The organism is Methanosarcina barkeri str. Wiesmoor (assembly GCF_000969985.1).
Classification (GTDB): domain Archaea; phylum Halobacteriota; class Methanosarcinia; order Methanosarcinales; family Methanosarcinaceae; genus Methanosarcina; species Methanosarcina barkeri_B.
In genome coordinates, this window is the sequence record NZ_CP009526.1 from 767,796 (window position 1) to 791,090 (window position 23,295).

Sequence of the window (23,295 nt, forward strand, 5' to 3'; positions counted from 1 at the left end):
TCTGGCATACCTGTTAACTGCGCGACAGGCATGCTGAAAAGGAGATAGTCAACTTAAAGTTTTACAATAGACGACATATTGGTAATAGGGTCTTTTTCTACCTGGAAGACATGGTCTGCCGAATCTATAAGGGACTCGTCATGGGAGACCACAATAATCTGGCCTACGCCTATGCCACGCATCATGTCTATGAGTTTCAAAAGCTGGTTTATATGCCCGCGGTCCAGGAAAACTGTAGGCTCGTCAAGGATCATAGGGGGAAGCCCGTCTGCCCTATCTCCGCCAAAACCCAGAGCAAGAAGTCTGTAGATCGCACAGCGCAGGACAAGGTTAAAGATTGCACGTTCTCCTCCGCTAAGGAGTTTTGGTTCAAGTGGAGTGCCGTCTTTTCTGTAAACCGTAAGGTTATATTCCGGGTCGAGTTCGATATGGGAATACGCATTATTTGTGTACATGAAGCTGAACATTTCATTCAAAAGGGTAGAAAGAGCCCCTATGTTTCTATTCCGCATATCCGCCCGAACGCGCATATACATGCTCTCAAGCTCCTCGGCATTGCTATATACGGCTTCAAGGTACTGCTTCCTGTTCTCAAGGGCTTTGAGTTCATCCTTCAGCTCATTGCGGCGTTTTAAACTATTCTCAACCATACCAACTTCTTTTAAGAGAGCATCTTTGGCGGCCGTGGTTTGCCGGGTTTTTTCAGTAAGGTTTGCCTGATACTCTTCAAGCTGGGTACGCTTTGACTGAAGATCTTCGAATCTGCTTCCCTGAAGTTTTCCTTCAAGCTGTTTTACCCGCTCGTTTCTTTCAAGGATTTCCCGGTCAAAAAAGCCGACTTTTTCGGCAAGGTTCCTGATTGAAGCCTCAAGCTCGGAGATTTTGTGCTTTATATTATCCATCTGGATCAGGTTTGCCCCGAGTTTTTTTGTCTTCAAGAGATGCTTTGAACTCTCGTCATGGGTTTCTTTTGCCAGGGCTTCTTTTTTCCTCAGGGCTTCAAGCTCAACTTCCAGGGTTTTGAGTTTTTCCTTTTCCTGAGTCTCTCGTTCGGCAAGCCCTTTTAGTTTCTCATTGAGCTCTCCAAGCCTCTGCCCGTAATTTTCGATCAGTGCCAGGGAAGTCCTGATTTTCCCGTTCAGGCTTTCTATTTCCGAGGTGTTTTCGGCAAGCTTTTTCTCAAAGGCTTTTGCCTCTTGAAGTACTCTTTCACTCTCACCATGAGCTTTTTGAGCTGCCGCTTCCCATCCCTGCAGGGCTTTAATATCAGGAAGAAGCTTGCCCATCTTAGCCTCAAGTTCTTCCTTTTGTTTATTAAGGCCTTCAAGTTTAAGGGAATCTTCCTCGGTTCGGGTTTTGTGGATCGTTATCCTTTCTTGCAGGTCTTTTGCCTTATTTTTGAGTCTTTCGGTTTCCAGGTCGTAATCCGAAATCCGCTTCTCCAGTTTTTTTGCGTCCTTGAGTCGATTAAGTTTTTTCTCGACTTCGGCTTGCTGGAGCTTTATATCGAGAAGTTCTGCTGCAAGTTTTTCTCTCTTCTGTTCGGATTCCCCGGTTGTGCATGCAATTTCAGAGCCTTTAAGATCCTGCCCGCATGTAGGGCATTTTCCTTCGGCAAGTAGCTGCCGGTTTTTACGGATAACTTTATCAAGCTCCCTGAGGGTAGCTTCAAGCTCTTTTTCTCGCCCATGCAGCCTGTTTTTGTTTTCCAGCAGAAGTTCGCTGAGGTATTCCAGGTCCTCGAGCTGCTCTCCGGTAAAGCCAAGTCCTTTTAACCCTGCAGAAGCTTCGGATTTTTGCTCCTTAACTTCCAGAACTGCCTTTTCATTTTCCCTGAGCTCCTCTTCAAGAATTTCAATTTCGGTTTTACTTTTTCGAACTGCGACTTTGGTATTTTGAAGTTCCTTATCAAGTGTGAGGAGATTTATGTCTCCGGTTTCTTTTTCTTTGAAAGCAAGTGCAAGTTTTGTTGAGGCTTCGTTTTTCCGTTCACGAAGAAGGCTTTCTTTTTCTTCCAGCTCATTTATAAACAAAGGAATTTCATAAGTGTCCGTGAAGCCTGTGGTCTCTTTTGCAGCTTCTTTTAGCTTTTTATTCTCATCCTCAATTCTCAGTATATTTTTTCTGTTTCCTTCAATTTCCCCGTTTGTAGCCCCGATATCCGCCCTGCACTGCATCAAACTCTGTTCGGTCTCAGCCTTTTCGTTTTCAAAGTCGCGCAGATCCTGAGTGTGAACTTCTTCTTCCCTGAGAAGAAGAGCAAGTTCTTTTGAGATTACATTTACCTTTTCCCTGGCAAGAAACTCCTCTTTTTCCTTCTGCAAGCTCAAAGCCTCAATCTCAAGGTCTCCAAAGCCGCATTCTCCCCGAATATGATTATTCTCTTCCTCTAGTCCAAGCAGAGCCTGCCTTTGTTCATGGGCTTCTCTGGCAAAGGCTTCTTTTTCCCGGATACAGCCTGCCTTGTCTTCCTGAGATTTAGACAGGGCCTGTTTCAGAGTCTGGATTTCCTGGAGACGTTCCCTGTGTTCTGTAATCATAAGGTCGAGTTTTTCTTTCTGGGCAGCTGCAGCCTCTTTATTTTCATTACATTTTTTTAAGATAGTATCGCTTTCCTTTATCTTCTGCCTGAGCCCATTCAAAACGGCATGCGGTTCTGTACTTTCGATCCCCTCAATTTCGGCTTTTACACCCGAAAGGCTGTTACTGGTGTCCCTTTGAAGCCTTCTTACAGCCGTTTTTGCGCTTCCTGCTCTTTCCCTGTATTCTTCGAGCTTTCCAAGCTGCAGCAAGCCGTCGATCATCCGCTGCCTGTCTTTTGGTTTTGCATTAATGAGTACGTCAATTTCGCCCTGCCTGATGTAAGCACAGTTTCTGTACGCCTCTTCGTCCATGTTCAGAAGAGAGCAGACCTCTTCGTAAGTCCGTGTAGCCTGATCAACAATACTTTCCCCATTGGCATAGAGCACGCATTTCGAATTCGAAGCGTTTTCACTTTTAGAAGAATACCTGAAAGCCTGTTCTATAAGGTAATCCTGCCCTAAATGCTCAAAACCCAGGTTTATTTTTGCGTTTTCGGCCCCCTTGAAGATTACATCTGCAAGCACAAAGTCCTTTGAAAGAATTTTGCTCCCGAAAAGTCCCATAAAACATGCTTCAAGCAGGCTTGATTTCCCGCTCCCGTTCACCCCGGAAATGACTGTAACTCCGTCTTCAAATGTAAAATCCAGTTTTTTATAGCTCCGGATGTTTTCAATATGCAGGTTTTTGAGCTTCACAGGTAATCACCAAGGTTATACTGTCGAGGTACAGCAGTCTTTCTCCTTCCTTTTTTTGGTCCTGTTTTCCCCGTTTTTTCGCTTAGCTCCGTAGCCCTGGCAGGTTCCTCTTCAGGCAGCTTTTCAGCTTTGTCTGTTTTTTCTTTTACAGGTTTGTCTTTAACCCCGGGCTCAGATCGCTTTCTACTCTTTTTCTCAGGTTTACTTTCGTCTTGACTTTCAGGTTTAACTTCAGGTTCAGTTTTAAGTTCGTTTTCAGTTTTACTTTCAGTTTTGACTTCAGTTTTACTTTTGGCTCGGCTTTTAGGTTTACTTTCAGCTTGACTTCCAGGTTTAACTTCAGGTTCGTTATCTTTGTCTTTTCTGAACTCGGTTTCAATTTCTTGAGTTTTTCCTGAAGTCCTGGAAGTTTCCTGCTGAATATTCGATTCGGGCGACGCTACAGGTTTACTGGACAACTCTGTTGATCTCGAATCAGGCAGCTTCAAAAGCCCCGAATCAGATGAACACTGCGAGTTTGATGCTGGTGCCAATGGTGACAATTCGGAAATATCCTTACTCACGGCTGAAATATCAATACTCTTTGAGGGTTCAGTGCCTTTTGAGGTCTCAGTGCCTTTTGAGGTCTCAGTGCTCTTTGAGGTCTCAGTACTCTTTTTAGTACCCTTTTTAGTATTCTTAATTCGGTCTGAAGTCTTCAGAATTCCTGAAAGTTCAGTAATTTCAAGCTTGCCGGGAACTATCCCATCCGGCATGTTTTTTCCGTCGAGGCCAGCCTCCTCTACAGCATCAGGGTTTATTTCTTCAAATTCCAGAAGTCTGGGAGTGGTGGCAGAACTTGCAGCATTGGCAGTGGTGGCAGAACTTGCAGCATTGGCAGTGGTGGCAGAACTTGCAGCATTGGCAGTGGTGGCAGAACTTGCAGCATTGGCAGTGTAGGCAGAATCATCGGGACTGGCCGGATTGGCGGGAATCTCTATCATGAAATCAGGGTTTTTGAAGTCCATAGCTTTAGCTTCAATAAGTTTCGAGAGACGGTCCTCGGTTTCTTCGTCTACCCTTGACTTTGAGACATCAGGGCTCCGGACAATTTCATCAATAATCAGCCCGCCATCGTTTAAACTCATTTTCCGGATCTCGCTTGCAACGGCATGGTCAGGATCAGAAAAGGTCACTTTTAAGCTTTCCTCCGGTAAGGTCTCTTTTGCCCTCCGGTCTATAAAGTTTGACACAAGAGCTCCTTTATTAAGCAGGTATTCCTCAAGTTCGCTCTGTGACAGGACTGCCCCCGAATCCCCTGAAATTTCCAGAAATACCACGGATTCAGGGATATCTTCAAGATATTCATCTACTTTAGAAAATATCTGTTCATAAGGCTTATCTTCACCTTTCAACTCTACTCGAATGGACAGGAATTTCCGGGTTGGGATCGTTCGCTTGCTAATTTCAAGCCCTTTTTCGGAAAGCGTGATGATATTGTAGGAACGTGCTTCCTTTTCGGATAGACTGTTTCGTTCCGTGCTGCCAGGGTAAGTAATCCATGTTTCTCCTGTCTTATTTTTGATTATTGAATGTTCATGGTAATCGCCAAGAAGAACTGCATCGACCTTGAAAGGAAGGTTTTCAAGCACTTCATCACAGTCCCATTCTGCATATGGAAAAGGACTCATAATCTGGTGCATCACAAGCAGTTTCCAGCCGTTTTCCACAGGGCTGGATAGGGTAGAAGAGGTGGAAGGATTAGAAGGGTTGGAAGGGGTAACAGAAGTGGAAGGAGTGGAGGGGTTAGCAGGAGTTGGAGAAGTTGAAGACTTGGACGAAATGGACGAAGTGGAAGGGATTGGAGAAGTGGAATCAGTGGAAGAAGGAGAAGAGTCGGAAACGGCAGGAGAGTCTGGCGCCTCAAATCCTGAATAGTCGAATATAGGAATTTTTGATTTCGGGACACTGTCTATCCCGTAGATGGCTGCATTACCTAACATAAGCGGTTTTTTTCCGAGCCTTGCCGCAAGTCCCATCTCCTCAAAAAGGTCAAGCCACTGGGTATTCTGCTTGCTCTCATGGTTCCCGACAATTCCTAAAAAAGGTATGTCAGCCGCCTTCAGCCTGGACAGGAGGTTTATTGTCTCAAGGAGGTCTTCAAGGGTTGGGTTCCTCGAATCAAAAAGGTCTCCTGCATGCACTACGGCATCAACCTGCATTTCAACCGCATCGTTTACAACAAGTTCGAAAGCTGCAAAAAAATCGTTTCTCCGGACCTCGCTGTGATATTGCCTGTATCCCAGATGCGTGTCTGCAGTGTGGAGTATCCTAATTTCCCTGGCCATTGTTCTATCAGTCTCTAATTTTTACCCTATAAGGGTTTCTATATTAGTAATTAACTACTTTTTACAGAAAATAATCTTCATCCAGTTGAGGGAGTTAACATCTTTCACGCCGGAATGCTGGTTTATCTACATAAATCTGACATAAAATTCAAAAATAAACTTTTAAAGTTATTTCTGGTGGTCGGCTGTCTATATATTAATACCAATTCAAGAGACCACAGTGATGATTTTAGGTTGTTTTTGTCTCGCGAAGGCGCAGGTTGGAACTGGCGGACTTCAATTGAATTAAATCTGGTATCTCAATAGGTCTTACTCAGTCTGGGAGTTATTTTCGAAAAGACAAAGGCACAAAAGAGAATGAAAAAAAAGAATTTTACCGTATCAATTATTTTTCATAAAACTAAACATGAAAGTTTTACAAACTCGATTTACACGCATCTTCTTGGGTTTGCAATTTCTCTTTTAAGAATTTCTATCCAATCCGGAGACTCTACTCCGGGATATTCATATCCTAAAAGAATCACTTCGCTGAATTCTTCGCCTTCAACTGATATGGACCCTGTTACCTCATAGGTTGGAAATGGGGCCGGAAGGACTCCTTTTACAGTCTCATCAACTTCCAGTTTCGTAAGTCTGGTAAGGTTATCCGTAAAAAGCACTTCTTCGGCACTGCTCGCAGTTACAATAGGTATTGTACGAATCGAGTGATATATACACGATTCAACCACAGCAAATCCAAGTACGAGTTCTTTCCAGATCATAGGTTTGTTTTGATCGGTTGTTTCTGCCATTGTTTGTCCTCCAACTAAACATTTGGTTCCATTCGGATTAACAGTTTTTGGGCTTATAGAAAGAATATGACTGTAAGTGATAAGTTATTTTCTTTCGAGAAAATCAACGCCCACAGTTTCTATTTTTTATATTTCCATAAAATGTAAAAATGTCTCCATAAGTGTATCCAAAATAATATTACATCCTGAATATTCTTTTTCTTGGAACCACAGCAAACAAGAACTCTCCAACAGATAGAAAAACTTAAATATTGTTAGGATCCGGTCTTCTAGAAATCTGGTAGTAGTCTTCTAGAAATCTGGTAGTAGTCTTCTAGAAATATGATAGTAGTTCACATGACATTAATACTTGAAGCACAGGAATTTGCTAGAGAATGGGTTGAGGCCTGGAACTCTCATAACATTGACAGAATTTTCGAGTATTATAGTGAAGACTTCGAAATGACCAATTCTATTATCTTCCACGTAATTAACGATCAAACAAGCACCTCAACGGCAAAAAGAATGTGAAATCATACTAAGAAAAAGTACTTGAAAGAGTTCCTGATCTTCGGTTTGAGTTGCTTGATGTATTTGTAAGTGTCAATAGCCTGGTAATTTATCATAAGACATTTCGGAAAACGTGCTGCAGAAATTTTGTTTTTTGGAGCCGATGGTAAGGTTAATAGAAGCCTTGCTCATTATAACGAAATTTAATTTTTGAAACTTATCTGAGTTCGTTTTATAGATCTATTTTACTTGGAAGGCTCCCTCTTCAGGTTTAGAGTCTATCTAATCTGTTTTTATCATGGAAAATAACTCTTTATTATACGCCTGTAAAGCTTGTATTCAAGTAAACAGATCTTGAGTTTTACTATTTTTGCTCCAGTATGAATATCTGCAGCGGGGTTCATATCCTATGTAGACATCTCATCAGGAAACCGTGGCGATTCTCGCCGGTCAAAGGTCATATAATTTCTTTCCAACGTTATATCCAGCGCCGTACCCGTCTCTAAACCCGTTATAGTATCCTCCATTGTATCCGGAATCTGGCCCGTAGTAGATCATGAGGAATATGCGTGGACTTTTACCGGCTATGCCATCTGTAAACCCGGCACTGTATCCTTTTGAGTATCCTTCCCAGTAGCCGTGAGTATAGCTGTCATTGTTATTTTCTATATATTTTACAGACTCAGATGCGCTTACAGATGAAGTAGTCATCGAAGCTACAAAAAGGACTAACAGAAGAACGCTCAGTGTCTTTCTTATTCTTTTAGATATTTGATTTCCCATTCTTTACCCTCCAACTCTTTTTAGTTTAATCTGGATTTTGTGGTCATTCACTATACTGCAATTGGCGTTTTAAACCTCTAAATATGTAGCGTTCACAGCAATTTTTTAAGATGCCTCAGTTAGATTAGTCCTACCTTGAGATTAATAAACCTGTATTTCGATTGCTGCTCAACTTATATTCATATAACTGGGTTATATATAAGAAGGATAGAAAAAATCATTCTTAACTCTACTAATTATGGAAATATAGGGCAATAAAAGTTTAAATAACTCAAAAAAAGGAGAATCGGTCGTTCAATTTCACAAAATCACTGTTGAGTCATGCTGTTGAGCCGATGGTTATGAAACTCTTTTACTTACCGATATGGGTTAGAAAGGAATAGAAGAAACAGTATATCCTAGATTCGGCAGGTAAACATATATGTTAATATAATTAATATTCATATCTTTTTTCTTGATCTTCTATGGCATATAAAAACAACAGTCGAAGAGTTGACTCCTCAATAAAACGTACAAGATTCTTAGGTCACCTTGGTCTTATTGTTGGAGTTTTCCGAGAACTTGAAGTTGACAAACTGATCGATGAGAAACTTCCTAAAGAACGAGATCACAAGGTTCCTCACTCCGTCTGCATCCTTGCCATGGTACTCAATGGTCTTGGTTTCATAGGACAACGTCTGTACCTTTTTCCTGATTTTTTCAGGACTATTTCTATAGAAAGACTTTTTGGAGACGGTGTCACACGAGAAGACCTAAATCAATATGCTATTGGAGAAACTCTTGACAGAATCGTAAAGTATGGTCCTGCAAAACTATTTACGGAAATCACTCTTCACATTATGAACCGTCTACCGATTCCTGTCCATTGTTTACACGCTGACACTACAAGTGTCAGCGTTTATGGCGATTATGAAGACAAAGAAATTGAGTCTATTGATATTACTTTTGGGATTCCCAAAAACGGAAGATGGGACCTAAGACAATTTGTACTGAGCCTGATTGTTAATCAGCATGGTATACCACTTTTCATGAACACACATTCAGGGAATGCTTCAGACAAAAACACAATTCTGGAAGCAATCAAGTCTATTAAATCAGCTTTAAGCCCTGAAAGTAAAGTGTACTATGTTGCTGATAGTTCATTTTACACAGACAATAATATCAAGAATATAGGAAAGTCATTCTGGATCAGTCGCGTTCCTGCAACAATTAATGAGGCAAAGGAAATGCTAACAGCAAATCTAAGCCTGAAAACGTTGAAAAGCGACGAAATATACTCGTTTTACCAAACCTTTGTAGAATATGGAGGAGTTAAACAAAAGTGGGTTTTGTTACTCTCTCATAAAATGAAAGAGAAGAAAGAAGTAACTCTCAGAAGAAAGCTTGAAAAGGAACTTGAAAAAGCAGAAAAGTCGTTTAAAAAGTTGACAGGAGAGGACTTCTTCTGTGAAGAAGATGCATTAAAAGCAGCAGAAAAATGGATTCAGGATTTCCCTTCAATTGTGTTTGAAAAAGTAAATTTGAAAACCATTAAAAAACGTGAAGCAGGCAAAAGAGTCAGACCTTCGAAAAATGAGGAATTAAAGACATATTACAGGATTAATGGAATAATAAAAGTTAACGAAGCTTTTGTTTTAAAAGAAATAGAGAAAATGGGACTTTTCATTATTGCAAGTAATGATATCAGCCTTTCTCCTGAAGAGATGCTGAAGTATTACAAAGGACAGGATAACGTAGAAAAAGGATTTAGATTTTTGAAAAGTGATACCTTTAGCATATCGAAAGTGTATCTCAAGAATAAATCAAGAATTGAAGCGTTGACAATGATAATGGTTCTCTGCTTAATGATTTATGCAATTGCAGAATGGAAATTAAGAATAAAATTAGAAGAAGAAAATGAAACAGTTCCAGATCAAAAAGGAAAACCAACAAAAAAACCGACAATGAGATGGATATTTTTCAAGTTTCAGGGAATTACAGAACTTATAACTCAGAAAAAAGGGAAAAAAGAGGAAAAAAAGTCAGAAATTCTAAATATGGAAGAGATTAACTGGAAGATATTGAGTATAATGGGAGAGAAATATGAAAATATATATCTCTAGTTGCGTTAACCTGCCGAATATAGGGTATATAGCGATGGAAGAATATAATAATTGAAAGCAATATAATTTTAATTTAAAACGGGTAAAAGTAAGGGGGATTAAGGTTGACGATAGGGGTCAGTGAAATAATAATTGCAGTTATTATTATAATAGCTATTATATTCCTGATATTAACTTTTAAACGGCTTCGTGAATTAAAATGGAAATGAGAATTAAGTTAAATCTTCTGTGAAGATATCTATTGTAGTTCATCTTAAATTTTTATATAAATATTACGAAAATACGGTTACTTCTATCTGCAAAACCGCATGCGTAATTATTTAGCCTATATAAAGCAGAATCAATAGATATCTTTATTAAAATTCAATAGACATATCTTTATTAAAATTCAATAGACATATCTTTATTAAAATTCAATAGACATATCTTTATTAAAATTCAATAGACATATCTTTATTAAAATTCAATAGGCATATCTTTATAACTTGATTTTCTTAAACTGTTGGCGATTGACTGTGTTTCTTCATTTTTCAGAGGTTATTTCTCGGATTCCTCTTTTTCACTAGAATCAATATCAAAAGACATGTTTTGATAGGCTGAATAGTTGCTCGCATACTTACTTTGACAGGTTGAATAGTTAACCACATACTTACTTTTTTGGCTAAACATAAAGCAGTTATAAGGAGGTTGCAATCTTTCTAAAACCACAGACCACGCGAAGTTATATTTTGCGTTCCTTCAGGCTTTACGGAACAATTTTTTCTTAATTTTTCGCCTGGCACTGCTTGACATTTGTTTAAGAATAATTGGTGTAGGCGTGTTTTTTCCCGCAGGAGAAACTTTTCCTTCTTGAATGGCTTCGTTCCTCATTTTGATGGCCAAAGAAAAGCAGAATTTATGGAAAAAGCACTTGAAATAGCCTCAAATATTCAATCTGATTATTCCAGATCATCTGCGCTTTCTTCTCTTGTCCCTCATTTTGATGGCCACAGAAAAGCGGAATTTATGGAAAAAGCACTTGAAATAGCCTCAAATATTCAATCTGATTATTCCAGAGCAAAGGCACTTTGTTTTATATTATCTCTTATGAGGAATTCTCCAGTGAATAAGCTTTATTTTTTGTGGAGAAGAATAATTCAAATTCTCAAAGAGGATACTCGAAGTAACTTACTTTCTAATATCATCACATTAATTCCAATTATGAATGATTTGGGTGGCGATGAAACGTTATTTGAAATTTCTCGGGCTATTATAGACGTGTCTAATTGGTTTCCGTAAAGTAAGTATTTTAGTGGGTATTGTGTAGTCTACGGAGTATGTGTTAAATTTTCAGTATTCAATGACGTCTGTATGGAGTTAAAAACCCATCAATTACACAGTACCTCACAGAGCCCTTTCTATGAATAGAGATATTTTATGTGAAGACAGGACATACCGGATAAAATGAAATCAAAATATGAAATCAGATATCTTTGACATTTTAAAAATAGCGGGATCACGTATGAAAAGCACAGTATATCTTTACGTATTTGACACAATGGCTGACTGGGAAGTCGGTTATTTAAGCGCTGAACTAAACTCGGGAAGATTCTATAGAAAAGAGTCGCAGCCTTTAAAAATAGTCACAGTTGGAATAGATAATACTCCTGTAATTACAATGGGTGGCGTAAAAGTACTACCTGATATTGGACATGAAGAACTTATCATTGAAGATGCTGCAGCTCTGATCCTCCCTGGAGGAAATACATGGACAGAACCAATTCACGACCCAATTTTAAAAAAGGCTGAAGAGTGTTTGAAAAAAGGTGTAATTGTTGGGGCAATTTGCGGCGCTACAATGGGACTTGCTGAAAAAGGGATGCTGAATAACAGATGGCACACCAGCAATGATCCTGGATTTCTTAAAATGATGTGTCCAAACTATACAGGAGAAATGTATTATAAACAAGAACCAACTGTAACTGACGGAAACCTGATTACTGCTTCCGGAACAGCTCCACTAGAATTTACTGTTCATGTGTTGAAGAAGCTGGATGTATTCTCGCTGGAAACGTTAGATTCATGGTACAATCTTTATCGTACTCACGAATCGAAATATTTCTATGAGCTAATTAGTTCTATTCAATGAATTGCAGAATCTCAAATTGAAAAAAGAGAAAAAATTTAGGCTAAAGGGCATGTGGATCATTGACAAAATCTGGCAAAACAGCCCTTTAGCCTCGTTGACAAGAGATAAACAATTGTAAGGAAATTACATCCGGCCATGGTTATACCATTCTAAAGTTTCATTTTGGATCCTTCATGCCTTACGAAACAGTTTTTTCTTAATTTTTCGCCTGGCACTGCTTGACATCTGTTTAAGAATAATTGGTGTAGGTGTGTTTTTTCCCGCAGGAGAAACTTTTCCTTCTTGGATGGCTTCCAGCACGGCATCGAGGGTATTTTCCGGTGCGTCGATCTCGGTGTATGCCTGGCCTACCATTTCTGGAACATGGGAATCGCTTCCTGCAACTCCCGGAATTCCAAGTCTTTTTGCTTCGGCTGCGGCTTTCCGGTTGGATTTATTAAAAAGGCAGCGGGAATTGAAGACTTCAACGGCATCAATATCAAACCCCTCGAAACTTTCTATCCCGTGAGAACTACGTTTGAAGGGATGAGGGATAATAACCGTGCCTCCGAGTTTCCTGGCTCTCTCGATCGTTTCTTCTGGACTCAGATGGGGTTCGATATTCTGGCTGATTCCGAGAACAAGGATATGCCCCTTCGAAGAACTAACCTCAACCCCGGGAATGACCGTAAGCTCAAGGCCAAGTTCCAGGGCTCTTTTTTTACAGATAAGCCCACCTTCCACGGTGTCGTGGTCACAGATAGCAAATCCATCAAGCCCCCTTTTACGTGCAATTTTAAGGATGTCATCATGGCTTGATTTACTATCTTTTGAATACTCAGAATGTACATGCAGATCAAATTTCATGCTAACAGGAGAATGAGAAATGAATTTATATAAATTTTGAAACCGGAATCTATTTGCATCCAGATTTATTACATACCTCAGAAACGTTCGTTTACTTACGAATAAATAATGTCTTAAAAATAGAGTGAAAATTCAGGAAGAATTGCGAACGGGCAGAAACATGGCAAAAATTTTGTCTTAAGGGTGTAGTTTAGGATATTAGGAGGGTCTGATATTTTCAGTAGACACCCGTTCGCATGTAAACAAACAACTTGTGGATATAAATACCTTTCGTATATATGCGAACAGTATGCCAGCCATACGAAAAACTCTCTGAGAAATAAATATTGGAAAACGCTATATCAATATTCCAGTAGTTTTTATAATATTCAAAAGGTTTTATATTCTTTCGAAAGGCTCGAAAGTGATACATATCCACAGGCACAAGCTTTAGAAAGGTTTGATTCAAACTTTTTCAAAAAAAGTTTGATCAAAAACCGGATTTTTAGATGTGTCGGATTCCAACCCCACTTTCCGCAGTAAATTTTTGTAAATTCATATTTTTACTGCTATTGATTTTCAATCAAACGTGGATTTATTGAACTTTTATGTAGTAGGTAAAAGCAACTATATGGCGTATTTAGAGGCAAAAAACGATATCATTCGATTTTCACCAAATGAAACTAAAAATCAAAATTATTTGCACATGTTCAAAAAACGCTATTAGGAAAAATATTGATTTTCGAAAAAATACTGCGGAATGTAGGCCAACTTTTTCGAAAAAAGTTTGATCAAAAATCAGGTCTTTTAGAAATGTCGGACTCATACTTTTTTCAAAAAAGTTTGTCAAATCCTCAGGATCTTTGGGAATATCTGACCAGGTTCACTCATTTATTTGAGCTTCTTGAGGTTCAAGAAGAGAATGTGCTCTGTTAATTATCTCTGTTCTTGCTTCATAATCCAGAAAGATCCTCTCTCCGAACTCTACTCTGTGAACGATTCCCTCTTCATATAGCCATGAGAGAATAGACATTCCTTTTTCCGAATTGGGGAGAGAAAGAGAGCAAAAACACCAGGGGGGCAGGTGTTTTATTATCTCGGCTTTTAATGCAGCCATCCCGGTGCCTTTTTTTGCGGAAACAAAGACCGGGTTAGGGGCCATATAACCTATTTGCTCCATAATGGCATCAAGTTTGGATTCATCAACCAGATCGGCTTTATTCAGTACGGTAATAATAGGAACTCCCTGTATCCGGTCCCAGAGAGTGTCGTGAGATGTTGAAAGTTTCTGCAGGATCGTTTCGGGTTTTTCGCTTGCATCCACTACCAGAAGTATAAGGTCCGAGAGAAAAATCTCATCAAGGGTGGACTTGAAGGCGTCAACCAGCCAGTGAGGAAGGTCCTCTATAAACCCCACGGTATCGGTCAAAAGAGCTTTTCGCCCCCCGAGGTCCAGAGCTCTGGTCATGGGCACAAGTGTTGTAAAAAGCATGTTCTTTGCCTCAACGCTTTCATCTACAATTGCATTGAAAAGCGTGCTTTTTCCGGCGTTTGTATATCCTGCAAGGGAAATCAAGGAAAAGCCTTTCCTGTGCCTTAAAGCTCGTAAAGATTCATCATCTTTTTCTGCAGATTCAAGTTCATTACGAATCCTTGTTATCCTCTTCTTCAGGTCCTGTTCATAAGAATCCTCGTAGTCTCCGAGCCCCATGAAGCCTGCCCTTTCTTCCTTTTTAAGGAGAGACACAACAGCTCTTGCCCTGGGCACCTCGTATCTCAGTCTTGCCAGTTCGACCTGGAGTTTTGAGCGATGGGTAGTTGCCCTTTTTGCAAAGATCTCAAGGATGAGCTGGAATTTATCGATAATCTGGCATCTGCAGATTTCCGAGATATTGAATAGCTGAGTTGTAGAGAGCCTGTTATAGAAAATAACTTTCTCTACACCCGTACTCCTGACAAGTTCGGCAAGTTCCTCAATTTTCCCCCGGCCAAGCTGGTACTTCGAATCAGGATACCTGGTTTGCTTAAGCTCACCAACTGGCAGGTAGCCTGCAGCTTTTGCAAGCTCTCTGAGTTCCTGTAAGAGGTATTCTTCACGTTCAGGGTCCGAATTGGGAATTGTTCTTTTAACGAGAATTACCCTGTTACCGTTGCCGGATCCGTTATTGGATTTCTGTTCAGCTGAAATTTTCATGCCTCGATTTCAAGTTCTTTTATCAATAGGTTACGGGCGCTCAGGGAAACATGGTGCACGAGTTCAATCGACATTCTCTCGGCAATCGATTCCTGATACTTAAAAGCCCTGGAAAACATACTTTCGGTCACCCATTTGGGTTTATTATACATATCCCCCTTTTCTGCCACAATCGTACCCTCAAAAGAAAGCTGGTCAGCCGTATCTTCGATTAGCTGCACAACGTCCAGCAGGCTGGGGGCTCTTTTTTGCCAGAGGGGAAGAATTTTGATCTGCTTGATTTTTTCAATATGGCTAGCCGAAACCGTAAGTGCTGCGGCTGCACATACCATATAATACCCTCCTTTAATCCTGTGCCTGCCAGATATGTCTACTGCAATAATATCCCACATATATTCCACCCTCGGCTGAAGATCTGTTTTTCATAAAATTAAGAAACGTTATGATCAGGGAAAAACTCCTCTCGGTCAAGTCTGAACTAACACTCGAATAAACACTCGAATAAACACTCGAATAAACACCCGAATAAACACCCAATAAACACCCAATAAACACCCGACTATTTACATCTTCGTCCGGCTGATGTCCAGGTACTCGATTTCCTCGTCTTTCTCAACCGCAAAAAGCATTTTTTTCCTGACGCTGTTTGCAAGCCTGACAGCTCCGGACATAACCGAAAGCCTGAACTCAAAATCCGCAGGGATGGCATTTACAAGGTATTCCGAATGAGGTATTTTCTCTATTGACTCTACCTTTCTGTATACTCTGAAATTTGTCCCGAATTTAAAACCGGTTTTGACCACATGCCCCGAATCCCTGAGATTTTTATATGCACTGTACTTTCTCAGGAAAAAGCTTTCAATCTCCGAAGCTTTCTCGATAAATTCGTCAAATGAAAACACTTTACCTTTCCTGTCCCGAACCGTTATTATGCCTCTGGAAAAGAGGTAAAGGGATTCGACCAGGGAAAGTTGCAGCCTCTCGGAATCCAGCATTTTTCCGTAAAAACCCCTTTTATAGAGAGTTTCCGAAGCCTGAGCATCCCAGGCTATTACCCTGTCTTCCAGGAAAGTAGCATCGGTTTTGATGGCAGGATATGGCTCAGTCATTTCTCCTTTGGGAACTGCGGTTTTAACCTCATAGAAGGTAAGGTCACTTTCTTCATCCACCACAGCAAGGATAAACTGCTTATGCACGTTCTCTGCCGAGATAACTGAGTCCTGAAGAAGTTTTACGGGAAGGAGCTGCCTTTCAGACTGGACATGAACAAAAATTCTTGCTGCACTTTTACCTGGGTGGCTGCCTCTGGGATATACCCGGAAATCCGCAGCTGATGGCTGAACATAATACCCTCTTTCTTTAAGGTCCTTATAAACTATATATTTCAGCTCAAAATTCGGCTGCCTCAAAGAAGCCTGTTCGAAAAAGTATCTGAAATCGAGCATTGTGCCTTCGAGTTCGATCTCGAGCTTTCCTCTGGACAGAAGAAAAGCAGCTTCTACAAGCGAGAGTTCAAGCCCTTCGCCTTTAGGACGCCCGAAGTAACCTGTTTTATAAAATTCGGCTACCGCTTCCTTTTCGGCAAGGACCCGGTCTCCTTTAAGTTGTGTTTTCAATAGATTCACCTGAAAAGAAAATGAAATGAAAATAAGTTCTTTACCAGTCTGGCTTGCTGTAGTCTAATTTGTTATAGCGTAATTTCTCTTAATTTAGATTCTCATAAAATAATTTGCTATTAAAATAATTTATTATTAAAATAATTTATTATTAAAATAATTTATTATTAATATAATTTGTTATAATCAGTTTGTCGTGATTGATCTGTTGTAATCTACTCTATTGTAATCTACTCTGTTGTAACCTACTCTATTGTAGTCTACTATTGTAATCTAAATTGTTATAATCGATTAATATAATATTGCTTTTTCGACCTGCATATAGAAGGGTAGTGTTTGCATGCACTACGGAAGGAGCTTTCAAACATCACGGAAGAACCCTGGAATCCCTAAAATTTCGTGCAGCCTCGACAAGTGAGCTTGCAAACTCTCTGTACGCAACTCCGTGCAGGTGGGCATACGAGCCCAGGGTATTTCCAGAAATAAGCCCGTCCATACCGTTCTTTATGCCTGTACCTCTTGACAGGGTTATTGCAAATTCAGCATCCTCAGGAATTTCCCTTATTTCAGAATGGTGGAATTCGTGTCCCTTGAAACTGTTGTATTTTTTCCCGAGAAGGCAGTCCTTATTAAGGGTCCCGATATTGTAGCTGACCACTCTTGTCTGTCCCATTATAGTATGCCCTGGTAGGGCTCCAACCATTGAATATGTAGATTCCGGCATTGAGGCATCGTGATAGGTACCTTTTCCGGGGACGCCTGTGCTTATTTTTTCCGTAAGGTACATAAGCCCTCCGCACTCGGCATAAATAGGCATGCCTGCAGCAGAAGCCTTTTTGATATCCTGGCGCATGGACTCGTTAGCTTCAAGTTCGGCTGCAAAGAGTTCGGGGTAACCTCCTCCGATGTAGAGCCCATCAACCTCTGGAAGTGAGGCGTCTTTAACAGGGCTAAAGTAAACGATTTCTGCGCCTGCAAGATTTAGAAGATCGATGTTATCGCGATAGTAAAAGTTGAAAGCCTCATCAAGGGCGACCCCTATCTTTGGCCTGGGTGCTCCGGGATCAGAAACCGAAGAAAAAACGCTATTTTCAGGGCTTTTCAGGGCTTTTGCGCTTTTTGCGATTTCCATAAAGCGGTCTACATCAATTCCTTTATTGATGATTTCTTCAATACCGCGAAGGCGGGCTTCAAAGCCTCCGTCCCCAAGCCGTCTCCGGCCTTCGAGAGCTGGCATAAGCCCTAGATGGCGCATGGAAATTTGCATCGCGGGGTCTCTTGGAACAATTCCAATAACCGGAACGCCTGTATAGTACTCGATTGCCTCTTTTGCTTTTTTGGCATGTCGGCGGCTTCCGATGTTATTAAGGATGACTCCTGCAATTTCCACATCAGGGTCAAAGTTCCTATATCCGTTGATAAGGGCAGCACTCGAACGGGTAATGCTTCTGGCATTGATTACGAAGATTACGGGACAGTTAAGGATCTTTGCTATCTGGGCAGTGCTTCCAAGGTCGCTTAAGCTTTCAAACCCTTCATAAAGCCCGCGAACTCCTTCAATAATCGCAATATCCGCCTTCTCGCCGGCCTCGCAGGCATGAGTATAGACATCCAGAATCCCGTTCTCATCCATAAGGTAGCCGTCAAGGTTCCGGCAGAACCTGCCAGTTATTTCAGTATGATAACTCGGGTCGATATAGTCCAGAGCGACCTTAAAGGGCTGGACTTTGTATCCCCTTGAAACGAGAGCAGCCATCAGGCCCATGGAGATTGTAGTCTTGCCTGAGGAAGAACGGTCTGCGGAAATGAGAATCCTGGGAATATTCTCTACGGATTGCTTGTCGTTAAGCATTTTTTCGATACCCCTTTTGTGTTCATTTACCCTGATGTATTTATTTACCCTGATGTGTTTATTCACCCTAATGTGTTTATTCAACTATTAACACTCTAATTTTATTTTGTTAATTCCCTCAACCGTTCATCACTAAGGGAATCGGCTGTAACTCGTTTTTCGTTTTCAAGGATTGCTTTTCCGAGTTTGCGGTAGATCTCTGCAATATCGGATTCAGGCGCTTTTTCCATTACCGAGTAACCTTCTCTTTCACAGTCCTGAACTACCTGCCTCTTCGGGATAAAAGCCATAAGCTGGCTGCCGATCTCCTCAGAAAACTTCGAAACGATTTCCTCTTCCCTGCTCACGTTTCTTGAATTACAGATTACCCCGCTAAGCGGCATTCCTATCTTCGATAAGCCTTTGCATATATTATTTGCTGCATAAAGGGGCATGTACTCTCCTGAGGTCAGGACATAAGCTTCATTTACGAATCCTTTCCTGACAGGGGCGACAAACCCTCCGCAGACTATGTCTCCGGGCACATCGTAAATGATCAAATCCTGCTCTTTTAAGAGATTTCCTGAAATGCTCTTCAATTTCTGGATGGCAACAATGATTCCTCGCCCTGCACAACCTATGCCTGGTTCTGGGCCGCCTGCTTCCACGCATTTGACGCCTGCATATCCTTCAAAGACCACATCTTCTTTCTTTATGTCCACACCCTCACGCAGGAGGTCGAGAATGGTTGGAATTCTCCTGCCTCTTAGAAGGGTGATTGATGAGTCACTTTTAGGATCGCAGCCTATAATCATAACCTTCTTTCCTGCCTCGGCGCAGGCAGCGGCAACGTTTGAAGCTGTACTCGATTTACCTATGCCGCCCTTTCCGTAGATCGCTATGATCTTCTGGTTTTTCAAAGGATCTTCCTCCTGATTTTATCCTGTCTCTTCTTGCTCAGGCTTCCTTTGCAACTTCCCTTAAGGTAGCCCCAAATTCGGATTCCACAATCCCACTGACTCCCAGTGTTTTCGGGTGGAGGTCGATTTCTACCAGCACATACTCATGCCCCATCTCTTTTAAGGGCAGGACCTGTCTAGGGCCGTTAGTTATCGAAATCAGTTCCATGTTCTTTATGTTCTCCATAGGGATTGCATGTGGAACACCCGAAATGACTGCAAAATCAAAGTCACTGTATTTTTCCTTTATTAATTCGCTTACCTTTTCGCCTGCAATCGGGTACTCGTCCATGCCGCCAATGATTTCATGCACCTCAACTCCATGTGCTTTGAGGTCTCTTGTTATATATTCGGCATGCTGCCTTACTCTGGGAAGCCCAAGCTCCGGGTCGATATTTGCCATATTGATAAGGTTTTCTTTATTCCCTAGAGCTTCTGCAACCTCGTTGACTGCAAGGGTAATGTCTGCAAACATGTAGCCGGTTTCTTTTTTGGCATTCATGATGACAAGGCCCTTTTTGCCTTCTTTGAGAAGTTGAATTACACGCTGTGCGGCTTTGTATTTGACATCCCCGCGGGAGGGAGCAAGGTATTCCCTGCTTGCAGCCCCAAACTTTTTTTCCACTTCTGTAGCTTTTTCAAGGAGGTATTTCTGACGCTCGAACTCTTTGTGATCAATAATCCCTGCATCGAGTGCAGATTCCAGGGCAAAGAGTACTCCTTTTGTGTTATCGTGATAGCCTGCGTGCACCTCGACTTCGATTACAGGGACATCAGGATTTGCCTCGAGCACGGCGTCATGCATTTCTTCCCCTATAATCATGCTGGGGCAGGTTCCTACAATACCTATAAGTTTAGGGTTAAAAAGTTCCACTGACTTGTTGATAAGTTGGACAAGTTTGTCATGCCCTCCGAAAACGAAGTTGTTCTCATCAAGGCCTGTGGTAACCACATGTATACCGTCTTCTTCGAGCAGCCTTGCATGTTTAAAGGAACACCCTGGAGGCCCATGCATGATAGCAACATCAACATTTAAGTCTCTCAGAGTGTAAAGAGCCGCAACTATGGAACTTGGGCGGGGATGAATGATTGAAATCTCTTTTTCAGCCATAACAAATCCTCTTGTTTAGATAATATGGATACTGATAAGAATGATAGAACGCATTTCCCTGAAAACTCCTGTGTCCTCAGGATATAAACTATTACCTGTAAAATGGGATTGGGAAACACGATCAGTTGAAATTAAAGTGAGTAATGGAAACGAATACAGATTGGAAGATCCTGTATAAAACTCTATCATAAAAATTTCGGCAAATGCTTGCAGCCTATTACGGCTTGTATCCGGAATAGACTCGGATCCAAATTATATATTAAATATTTGTATATTAGAAATTGTTATCCTGAGCAGAAATTCCTGAGTAATTTTCGTAATGCCCGAATTAACCGGAATTTCTGGGAATTCTTCAACAATTCCTCAATATTCCTCAGCGAAGAGCCTCATTATACAGTTATAACATAATTTTAACGGAAGCATTATAACATAATTTTAACGGAAGCATTTTACCGAAGAAAGTATTATATCGTCGCCTCCTGCAAATTCCGAGGCTTTTGAAAGCCCTTCTGTGAGATCTCGTGCATAAGAAATGTTTTTTCCATTTACTGCCTTCATCCGTTCTCCTACCAGGATAACCTGCTTACACTTTGCACCGAACTTTTCTATAAAACCCTGCACAAGTTCAGGAGGTAGCCCTTCACAGACCTGAGAGGATTCTTCTCCCAACACAAGGATGATACCTTCCTTTTTTTCGTCCTTTCTCTTAAGGAGAGCGTAATCAAGGGCTTTTTCGGCCGAGAGGATATCCATGCCGGAATTGGAATTGTCTATTAAGGAGACGCCGTTCATTTCCTTTTCCTGCATCCTGCCTGAAAGCCCTCTGAATCCTTCGATTGCCGAAATAATAGCTTCAGGTTTAGTTCCAAGTTCGATGGCTGCTGCCGACGCTGCGACAAAAGCAGTCCTGTAAGCCGAAACATTATATCCAGGACGCAGGGAAGCTGATAATATTTTCTTTCCCCTGCGCATAAAGCGAATGTCGGAACCTGAAGGTGTAGGCGAAGCCTGGAATTCGGTTGAACCTGCTGGCATTGATGAATCTGATAGGCCGGCTGAGGTTGATGAACCTGATAAACTGTCTGGTTCTGATGAACCTGATAGGCCGGCTGGCTTTTGTAAACCTGAAGGCATTACTAACTCTGAGGGTACTGATAGGGCTGAAGTCTCAGGTACTGTTTCCAGTACAAAGTCGGCTATTTGGACTGAAGTCGCGGAAAGCTGATCATTGAACGGGTCTCTGAAAGTTAAAACCTTTACCTGATCTTTTTTTGCAGCTTTAAGGGCTTTTTCGGCTCCTGCATTGATTAAAAGAGTACTTCCAGATTTTGCGTGCTTAATAAGTTGGAGTTTTGCTTCGCTTGCAAGAGCTGTATTGTTTGCAATCCCATAGTCCGGGGAAAGGGTTGTAAGAATCCCCAGGTCAGCAGTGCCTGTGCCTCCTATTGAGATCTCAAAGATAAAAAAATCCGGCCTGAATCCGGCTTCGAAAGTTTTCTCAACGGCAACCAGAATGCTTCCAGGAGTTATGCTCAGGCCTTTGTATATAAGAGAAGAAGCACCCGCTTTCCAGCATTCAAGCCCCCTTGAAGTATGCAACACTACTTCAAATTGCCTGGAGAGCATATCGGCCAGGAGGGATGCTGTACTTGTTTTTGCTTTTACGCCGGTAACTTCGACTGTTTTTATGCTTGAAAGCCTTGAATCGCCTTTGAGAATTTCTCCGACAATTTCATGGTGCGAAAGGACTTTTTTTTTCTGTGCCCTGGCTTCTAAAAGCATCGGATAGGCAGGATCAAGGTGTACAGGCGCAACAATCAAGTCGAATCCTGAGGCAGGAAGAGGAGTTTTTGAGCAGTGTATCCCGTACTTCTCTTCAAGCTCAAGCAGCGTTTCAGGTTTGACTGTCCTGTATACATCTATTCCGCTTACTTCATTTCCAGCGGCTGCAAGACTTTTTGCGATAGGAATGCCGCCGTGGGTCAGGTCGAGCACGGCGAACTTCTTCCGGTACAGGTCCATGATAAAACCGGACCCCAAATATGAATTTAAAGGGCTTCCTGAACCCTTTTGAATACCAGGTCGGCGATAAGCTCATCGGCTCCAAGAGGGTTTGCATAGCACAGAGGAACGGTTTTTCCGTCAATTTCCAAGGTACCACAGCCATTTTCGTCCAGGCTCAGGATCCTCGGGATATCCTTTGTGATATGAACCCCAGATGCCAGGAAAACCGGTACTGCTGCAATTTTTGTCACGCCTGTACCTGAAAACCCTTCGATTGCCTCTCCAAGGGTTGGCTCACTGTTTTCCATAAAGCCGGCTCTGACAACGACATCCGAGTGTTTCCGTGCTATATAATCTGCGATCTGAGTGACTACTTCCTTGTTGTATGGAAGTTTACTACCATGGCCTATGGCCAGAATTCCGAGTTTTTCTGTCATTTTTAAAACCTCAATCTCTGTCTGTTCAGGCTTAACACAATCATTCGGATTTGTAATAATGAAGAGTTTAACATAGTTAGGATTTATATGATATAATTCTTTTGAAAAAGGAACAGCGGGAGAAAGTTTTGATAGATATGAGCGTAATCAATAGTTATGGTAAATTTGTAATCTAACTGTCTATGTTTATTTGGTTTATCCCTGGTTATTGTTTTCAATTTTGATATACGCCATTTTCTCTTTGGGCTAAAGTTGTTATTTCGGGTGAATTACCATTACTGCTTTGGATATATTCACTCCAGCGCAACTTTAGTTTCTTATTATTAAACCTAATTTTATTATTTCGTATTAAATCATAATAGTTTTATGTTATTAATATTTATAGGTTTTAACATCTAAATTTTGTTTTTATTTGGGAGA

The 23,295-nt window shown here is 41.1% G+C and carries 17 protein-coding genes; 4 read left to right on the plus strand and 13 right to left on the minus strand.

Annotated features, from left to right (window positions below):
• Positions 1-53 precede the first annotated feature (53 nt).
• The 3 genes from MSBRW_RS03420 to MSBRW_RS03430 all read right to left on the minus strand — a co-directional run bounded on the left by MSBRW_RS03420 (position 54) and on the right by MSBRW_RS03430 (position 6,396).
• A complete protein-coding gene (locus tag MSBRW_RS03420) occupies positions 54-3,278 on the minus strand; it encodes a DNA double-strand break repair ATPase Rad50 (protein WP_011305397.1) in 3,225 nt (1,074 codons plus the stop codon).
• The gene (locus MSBRW_RS24430) at positions 3,275-5,605 is read right to left on the minus strand and encodes a metallophosphoesterase family protein (protein ID WP_011305396.1); all 2,331 of its coding nucleotides are present in this window, start codon (positions 5,603-5,605) and stop codon (positions 3,275-3,277) included. The genes MSBRW_RS03420 and MSBRW_RS24430 overlap by 4 nt, the downstream gene beginning before the upstream one ends.
• Before the next feature lie 428 nt (positions 5,606-6,033).
• Positions 6,034-6,396, minus strand: coding sequence for a hypothetical protein (locus tag MSBRW_RS03430; protein ID WP_011305395.1), 363 nt, complete (start codon positions 6,394-6,396; stop codon positions 6,034-6,036).
• Between the two features lie 336 nt (positions 6,397-6,732).
• On the opposite strand from MSBRW_RS03430, the gene MSBRW_RS21715 reads away from it, so the two are divergent.
• A complete protein-coding gene (locus MSBRW_RS21715; protein WP_157209469.1) occupies positions 6,733-6,906 on the plus strand; it encodes a nuclear transport factor 2 family protein in 174 nt (57 codons plus the stop codon).
• Positions 6,907-7,335: 429 nt separating this feature from the next.
• Here MSBRW_RS21715 and MSBRW_RS03440 read toward each other — a convergent pair whose 3' ends face one another.
• The gene (locus MSBRW_RS03440; RefSeq protein ID WP_011305393.1) at positions 7,336-7,668 is read right to left on the minus strand and encodes a hypothetical protein; all 333 of its coding nucleotides are present in this window, start codon (positions 7,666-7,668) and stop codon (positions 7,336-7,338) included.
• A 464-nt stretch (positions 7,669-8,132) separates the two neighbouring features.
• Here MSBRW_RS03440 and MSBRW_RS03445 point away from each other — a divergent pair, with 464 nt between their 5' ends.
• From MSBRW_RS03445 to MSBRW_RS03455, 3 genes are all read left to right on the plus strand, one after another.
• A complete protein-coding gene (locus MSBRW_RS03445) occupies positions 8,133-9,770 on the plus strand; it encodes an IS1634-like element ISMba12 family transposase (protein WP_011305392.1) in 1,638 nt (545 codons plus the stop codon).
• An 897-nt stretch (positions 9,771-10,667) separates the two neighbouring features.
• Positions 10,668-11,048, plus strand: coding sequence for a hypothetical protein (locus MSBRW_RS03450; protein WP_157209468.1), 381 nt, complete (start codon positions 10,668-10,670; stop codon positions 11,046-11,048).
• Positions 11,049-11,271: 223 nt separating this feature from the next.
• Positions 11,272-11,898 carry a type 1 glutamine amidotransferase family protein gene (locus MSBRW_RS03455; RefSeq protein WP_011305390.1) on the plus strand — a complete coding sequence of 209 codons (627 nt, stop codon included), beginning with the start codon at positions 11,272-11,274 and terminating at the stop codon, positions 11,896-11,898.
• A gap of 171 nt (positions 11,899-12,069) precedes the next feature.
• On the opposite strand, the gene MSBRW_RS03460 is transcribed toward MSBRW_RS03455, so the two are convergent.
• From MSBRW_RS03460 to cfbA, 9 genes are all read right to left on the minus strand, one after another.
• Entirely contained in the window at positions 12,070-12,744 is a 675-nt protein-coding gene (locus tag MSBRW_RS03460) for a PHP domain-containing protein (protein WP_011305389.1), read from the minus strand.
• An 862-nt stretch (positions 12,745-13,606) separates the two neighbouring features.
• The gene (hflX, locus tag MSBRW_RS03470) at positions 13,607-14,917 is read right to left on the minus strand and encodes a GTPase HflX (RefSeq protein ID WP_011305388.1); all 1,311 of its coding nucleotides are present in this window, start codon (positions 14,915-14,917) and stop codon (positions 13,607-13,609) included.
• Positions 14,914-15,309 (minus strand): DUF2209 domain-containing protein, encoded by a 396-nt coding sequence (locus tag MSBRW_RS03475; protein ID WP_011305387.1) that lies wholly within the window; start codon positions 15,307-15,309, stop codon positions 14,914-14,916. Before MSBRW_RS03475 ends, hflX begins: the two co-directional genes overlap by 4 nt.
• A gap of 171 nt (positions 15,310-15,480) precedes the next feature.
• On the minus strand, positions 15,481-16,533 hold the full coding sequence (gene endA, locus MSBRW_RS03480; protein ID WP_011305386.1) for a tRNA-intron lyase: 1,053 nt from the start codon (positions 16,531-16,533) through the stop codon (positions 15,481-15,483).
• A gap of 367 nt (positions 16,534-16,900) precedes the next feature.
• Entirely contained in the window at positions 16,901-18,385 is a 1,485-nt protein-coding gene (gene cfbB, locus MSBRW_RS03485; RefSeq protein WP_011305385.1) for a Ni-sirohydrochlorin a,c-diamide synthase, read from the minus strand.
• Positions 18,386-18,486: 101 nt separating this feature from the next.
• Positions 18,487-19,284 carry a Ni-sirohydrochlorin a,c-diamide reductive cyclase ATP-dependent reductase subunit gene (gene cfbC, locus MSBRW_RS03490; RefSeq protein WP_011305384.1) on the minus strand — a complete coding sequence of 266 codons (798 nt, stop codon included), beginning with the start codon at positions 19,282-19,284 and terminating at the stop codon, positions 18,487-18,489.
• A 37-nt stretch (positions 19,285-19,321) separates the two neighbouring features.
• On the minus strand, positions 19,322-20,434 hold the full coding sequence (cfbD, locus tag MSBRW_RS03495; protein WP_011305383.1) for a Ni-sirohydrochlorin a,c-diamide reductive cyclase catalytic subunit: 1,113 nt from the start codon (positions 20,432-20,434) through the stop codon (positions 19,322-19,324).
• Between the two features lie 435 nt (positions 20,435-20,869).
• The gene (gene cfbE, locus MSBRW_RS03500; protein WP_011305382.1) at positions 20,870-22,456 is read right to left on the minus strand and encodes a coenzyme F430 synthase; all 1,587 of its coding nucleotides are present in this window, start codon (positions 22,454-22,456) and stop codon (positions 20,870-20,872) included.
• Positions 22,457-22,482: 26 nt separating this feature from the next.
• On the minus strand, positions 22,483-22,875 hold the full coding sequence (cfbA, locus tag MSBRW_RS03505; RefSeq protein ID WP_011305381.1) for a sirohydrochlorin nickelochelatase: 393 nt from the start codon (positions 22,873-22,875) through the stop codon (positions 22,483-22,485).
• Between the last annotated feature and the right edge of the window lie 420 nt (positions 22,876-23,295).

Coding starts and splice junctions, on each gene's coding strand:
- MSBRW_RS03455 (WP_011305390.1), top strand. CDS start 11,272: ATGAAAAGCACAGTATATCTTTACGTATTTGACACAATGGCTGACTGG.
- cfbE (WP_011305382.1), bottom strand. CDS start 22,456: ATGGACCTGTACCGGAAGAAGTTCGCCGTGCTCGACCTGACCCACGGC.
- MSBRW_RS03450 (WP_157209468.1), top strand. CDS start 10,668: ATGGAAAAAGCACTTGAAATAGCCTCAAATATTCAATCTGATTATTCC.
- MSBRW_RS24430 (WP_011305396.1), bottom strand. CDS start 5,605: ATGGCCAGGGAAATTAGGATACTCCACACTGCAGACACGCATCTGGGA.
- cfbD (WP_011305383.1), bottom strand. CDS start 20,434: ATGGCTGAAAAAGAGATTTCAATCATTCATCCCCGCCCAAGTTCCATA.
- MSBRW_RS03440 (WP_011305393.1), bottom strand. CDS start 7,668: ATGGGAAATCAAATATCTAAAAGAATAAGAAAGACACTGAGCGTTCTT.
- MSBRW_RS03460 (WP_011305389.1), bottom strand. CDS start 12,744: ATGAAATTTGATCTGCATGTACATTCTGAGTATTCAAAAGATAGTAAA.
- MSBRW_RS21715 (WP_157209469.1), top strand. CDS start 6,733: ATGACATTAATACTTGAAGCACAGGAATTTGCTAGAGAATGGGTTGAG.
- cfbB (WP_011305385.1), bottom strand. CDS start 18,385: ATGCTTAACGACAAGCAATCCGTAGAGAATATTCCCAGGATTCTCATT.
- MSBRW_RS03445 (WP_011305392.1), top strand. CDS start 8,133: ATGGCATATAAAAACAACAGTCGAAGAGTTGACTCCTCAATAAAACGT.
- cfbA (WP_011305381.1), bottom strand. CDS start 22,875: ATGACAGAAAAACTCGGAATTCTGGCCATAGGCCATGGTAGTAAACTT.
- hflX (WP_011305388.1), bottom strand. CDS start 14,917: ATGAAAATTTCAGCTGAACAGAAATCCAATAACGGATCCGGCAACGGT.
- MSBRW_RS03475 (WP_011305387.1), bottom strand. CDS start 15,309: ATGTGGGATATTATTGCAGTAGACATATCTGGCAGGCACAGGATTAAA.
- MSBRW_RS03430 (WP_011305395.1), bottom strand. CDS start 6,396: ATGGCAGAAACAACCGATCAAAACAAACCTATGATCTGGAAAGAACTC.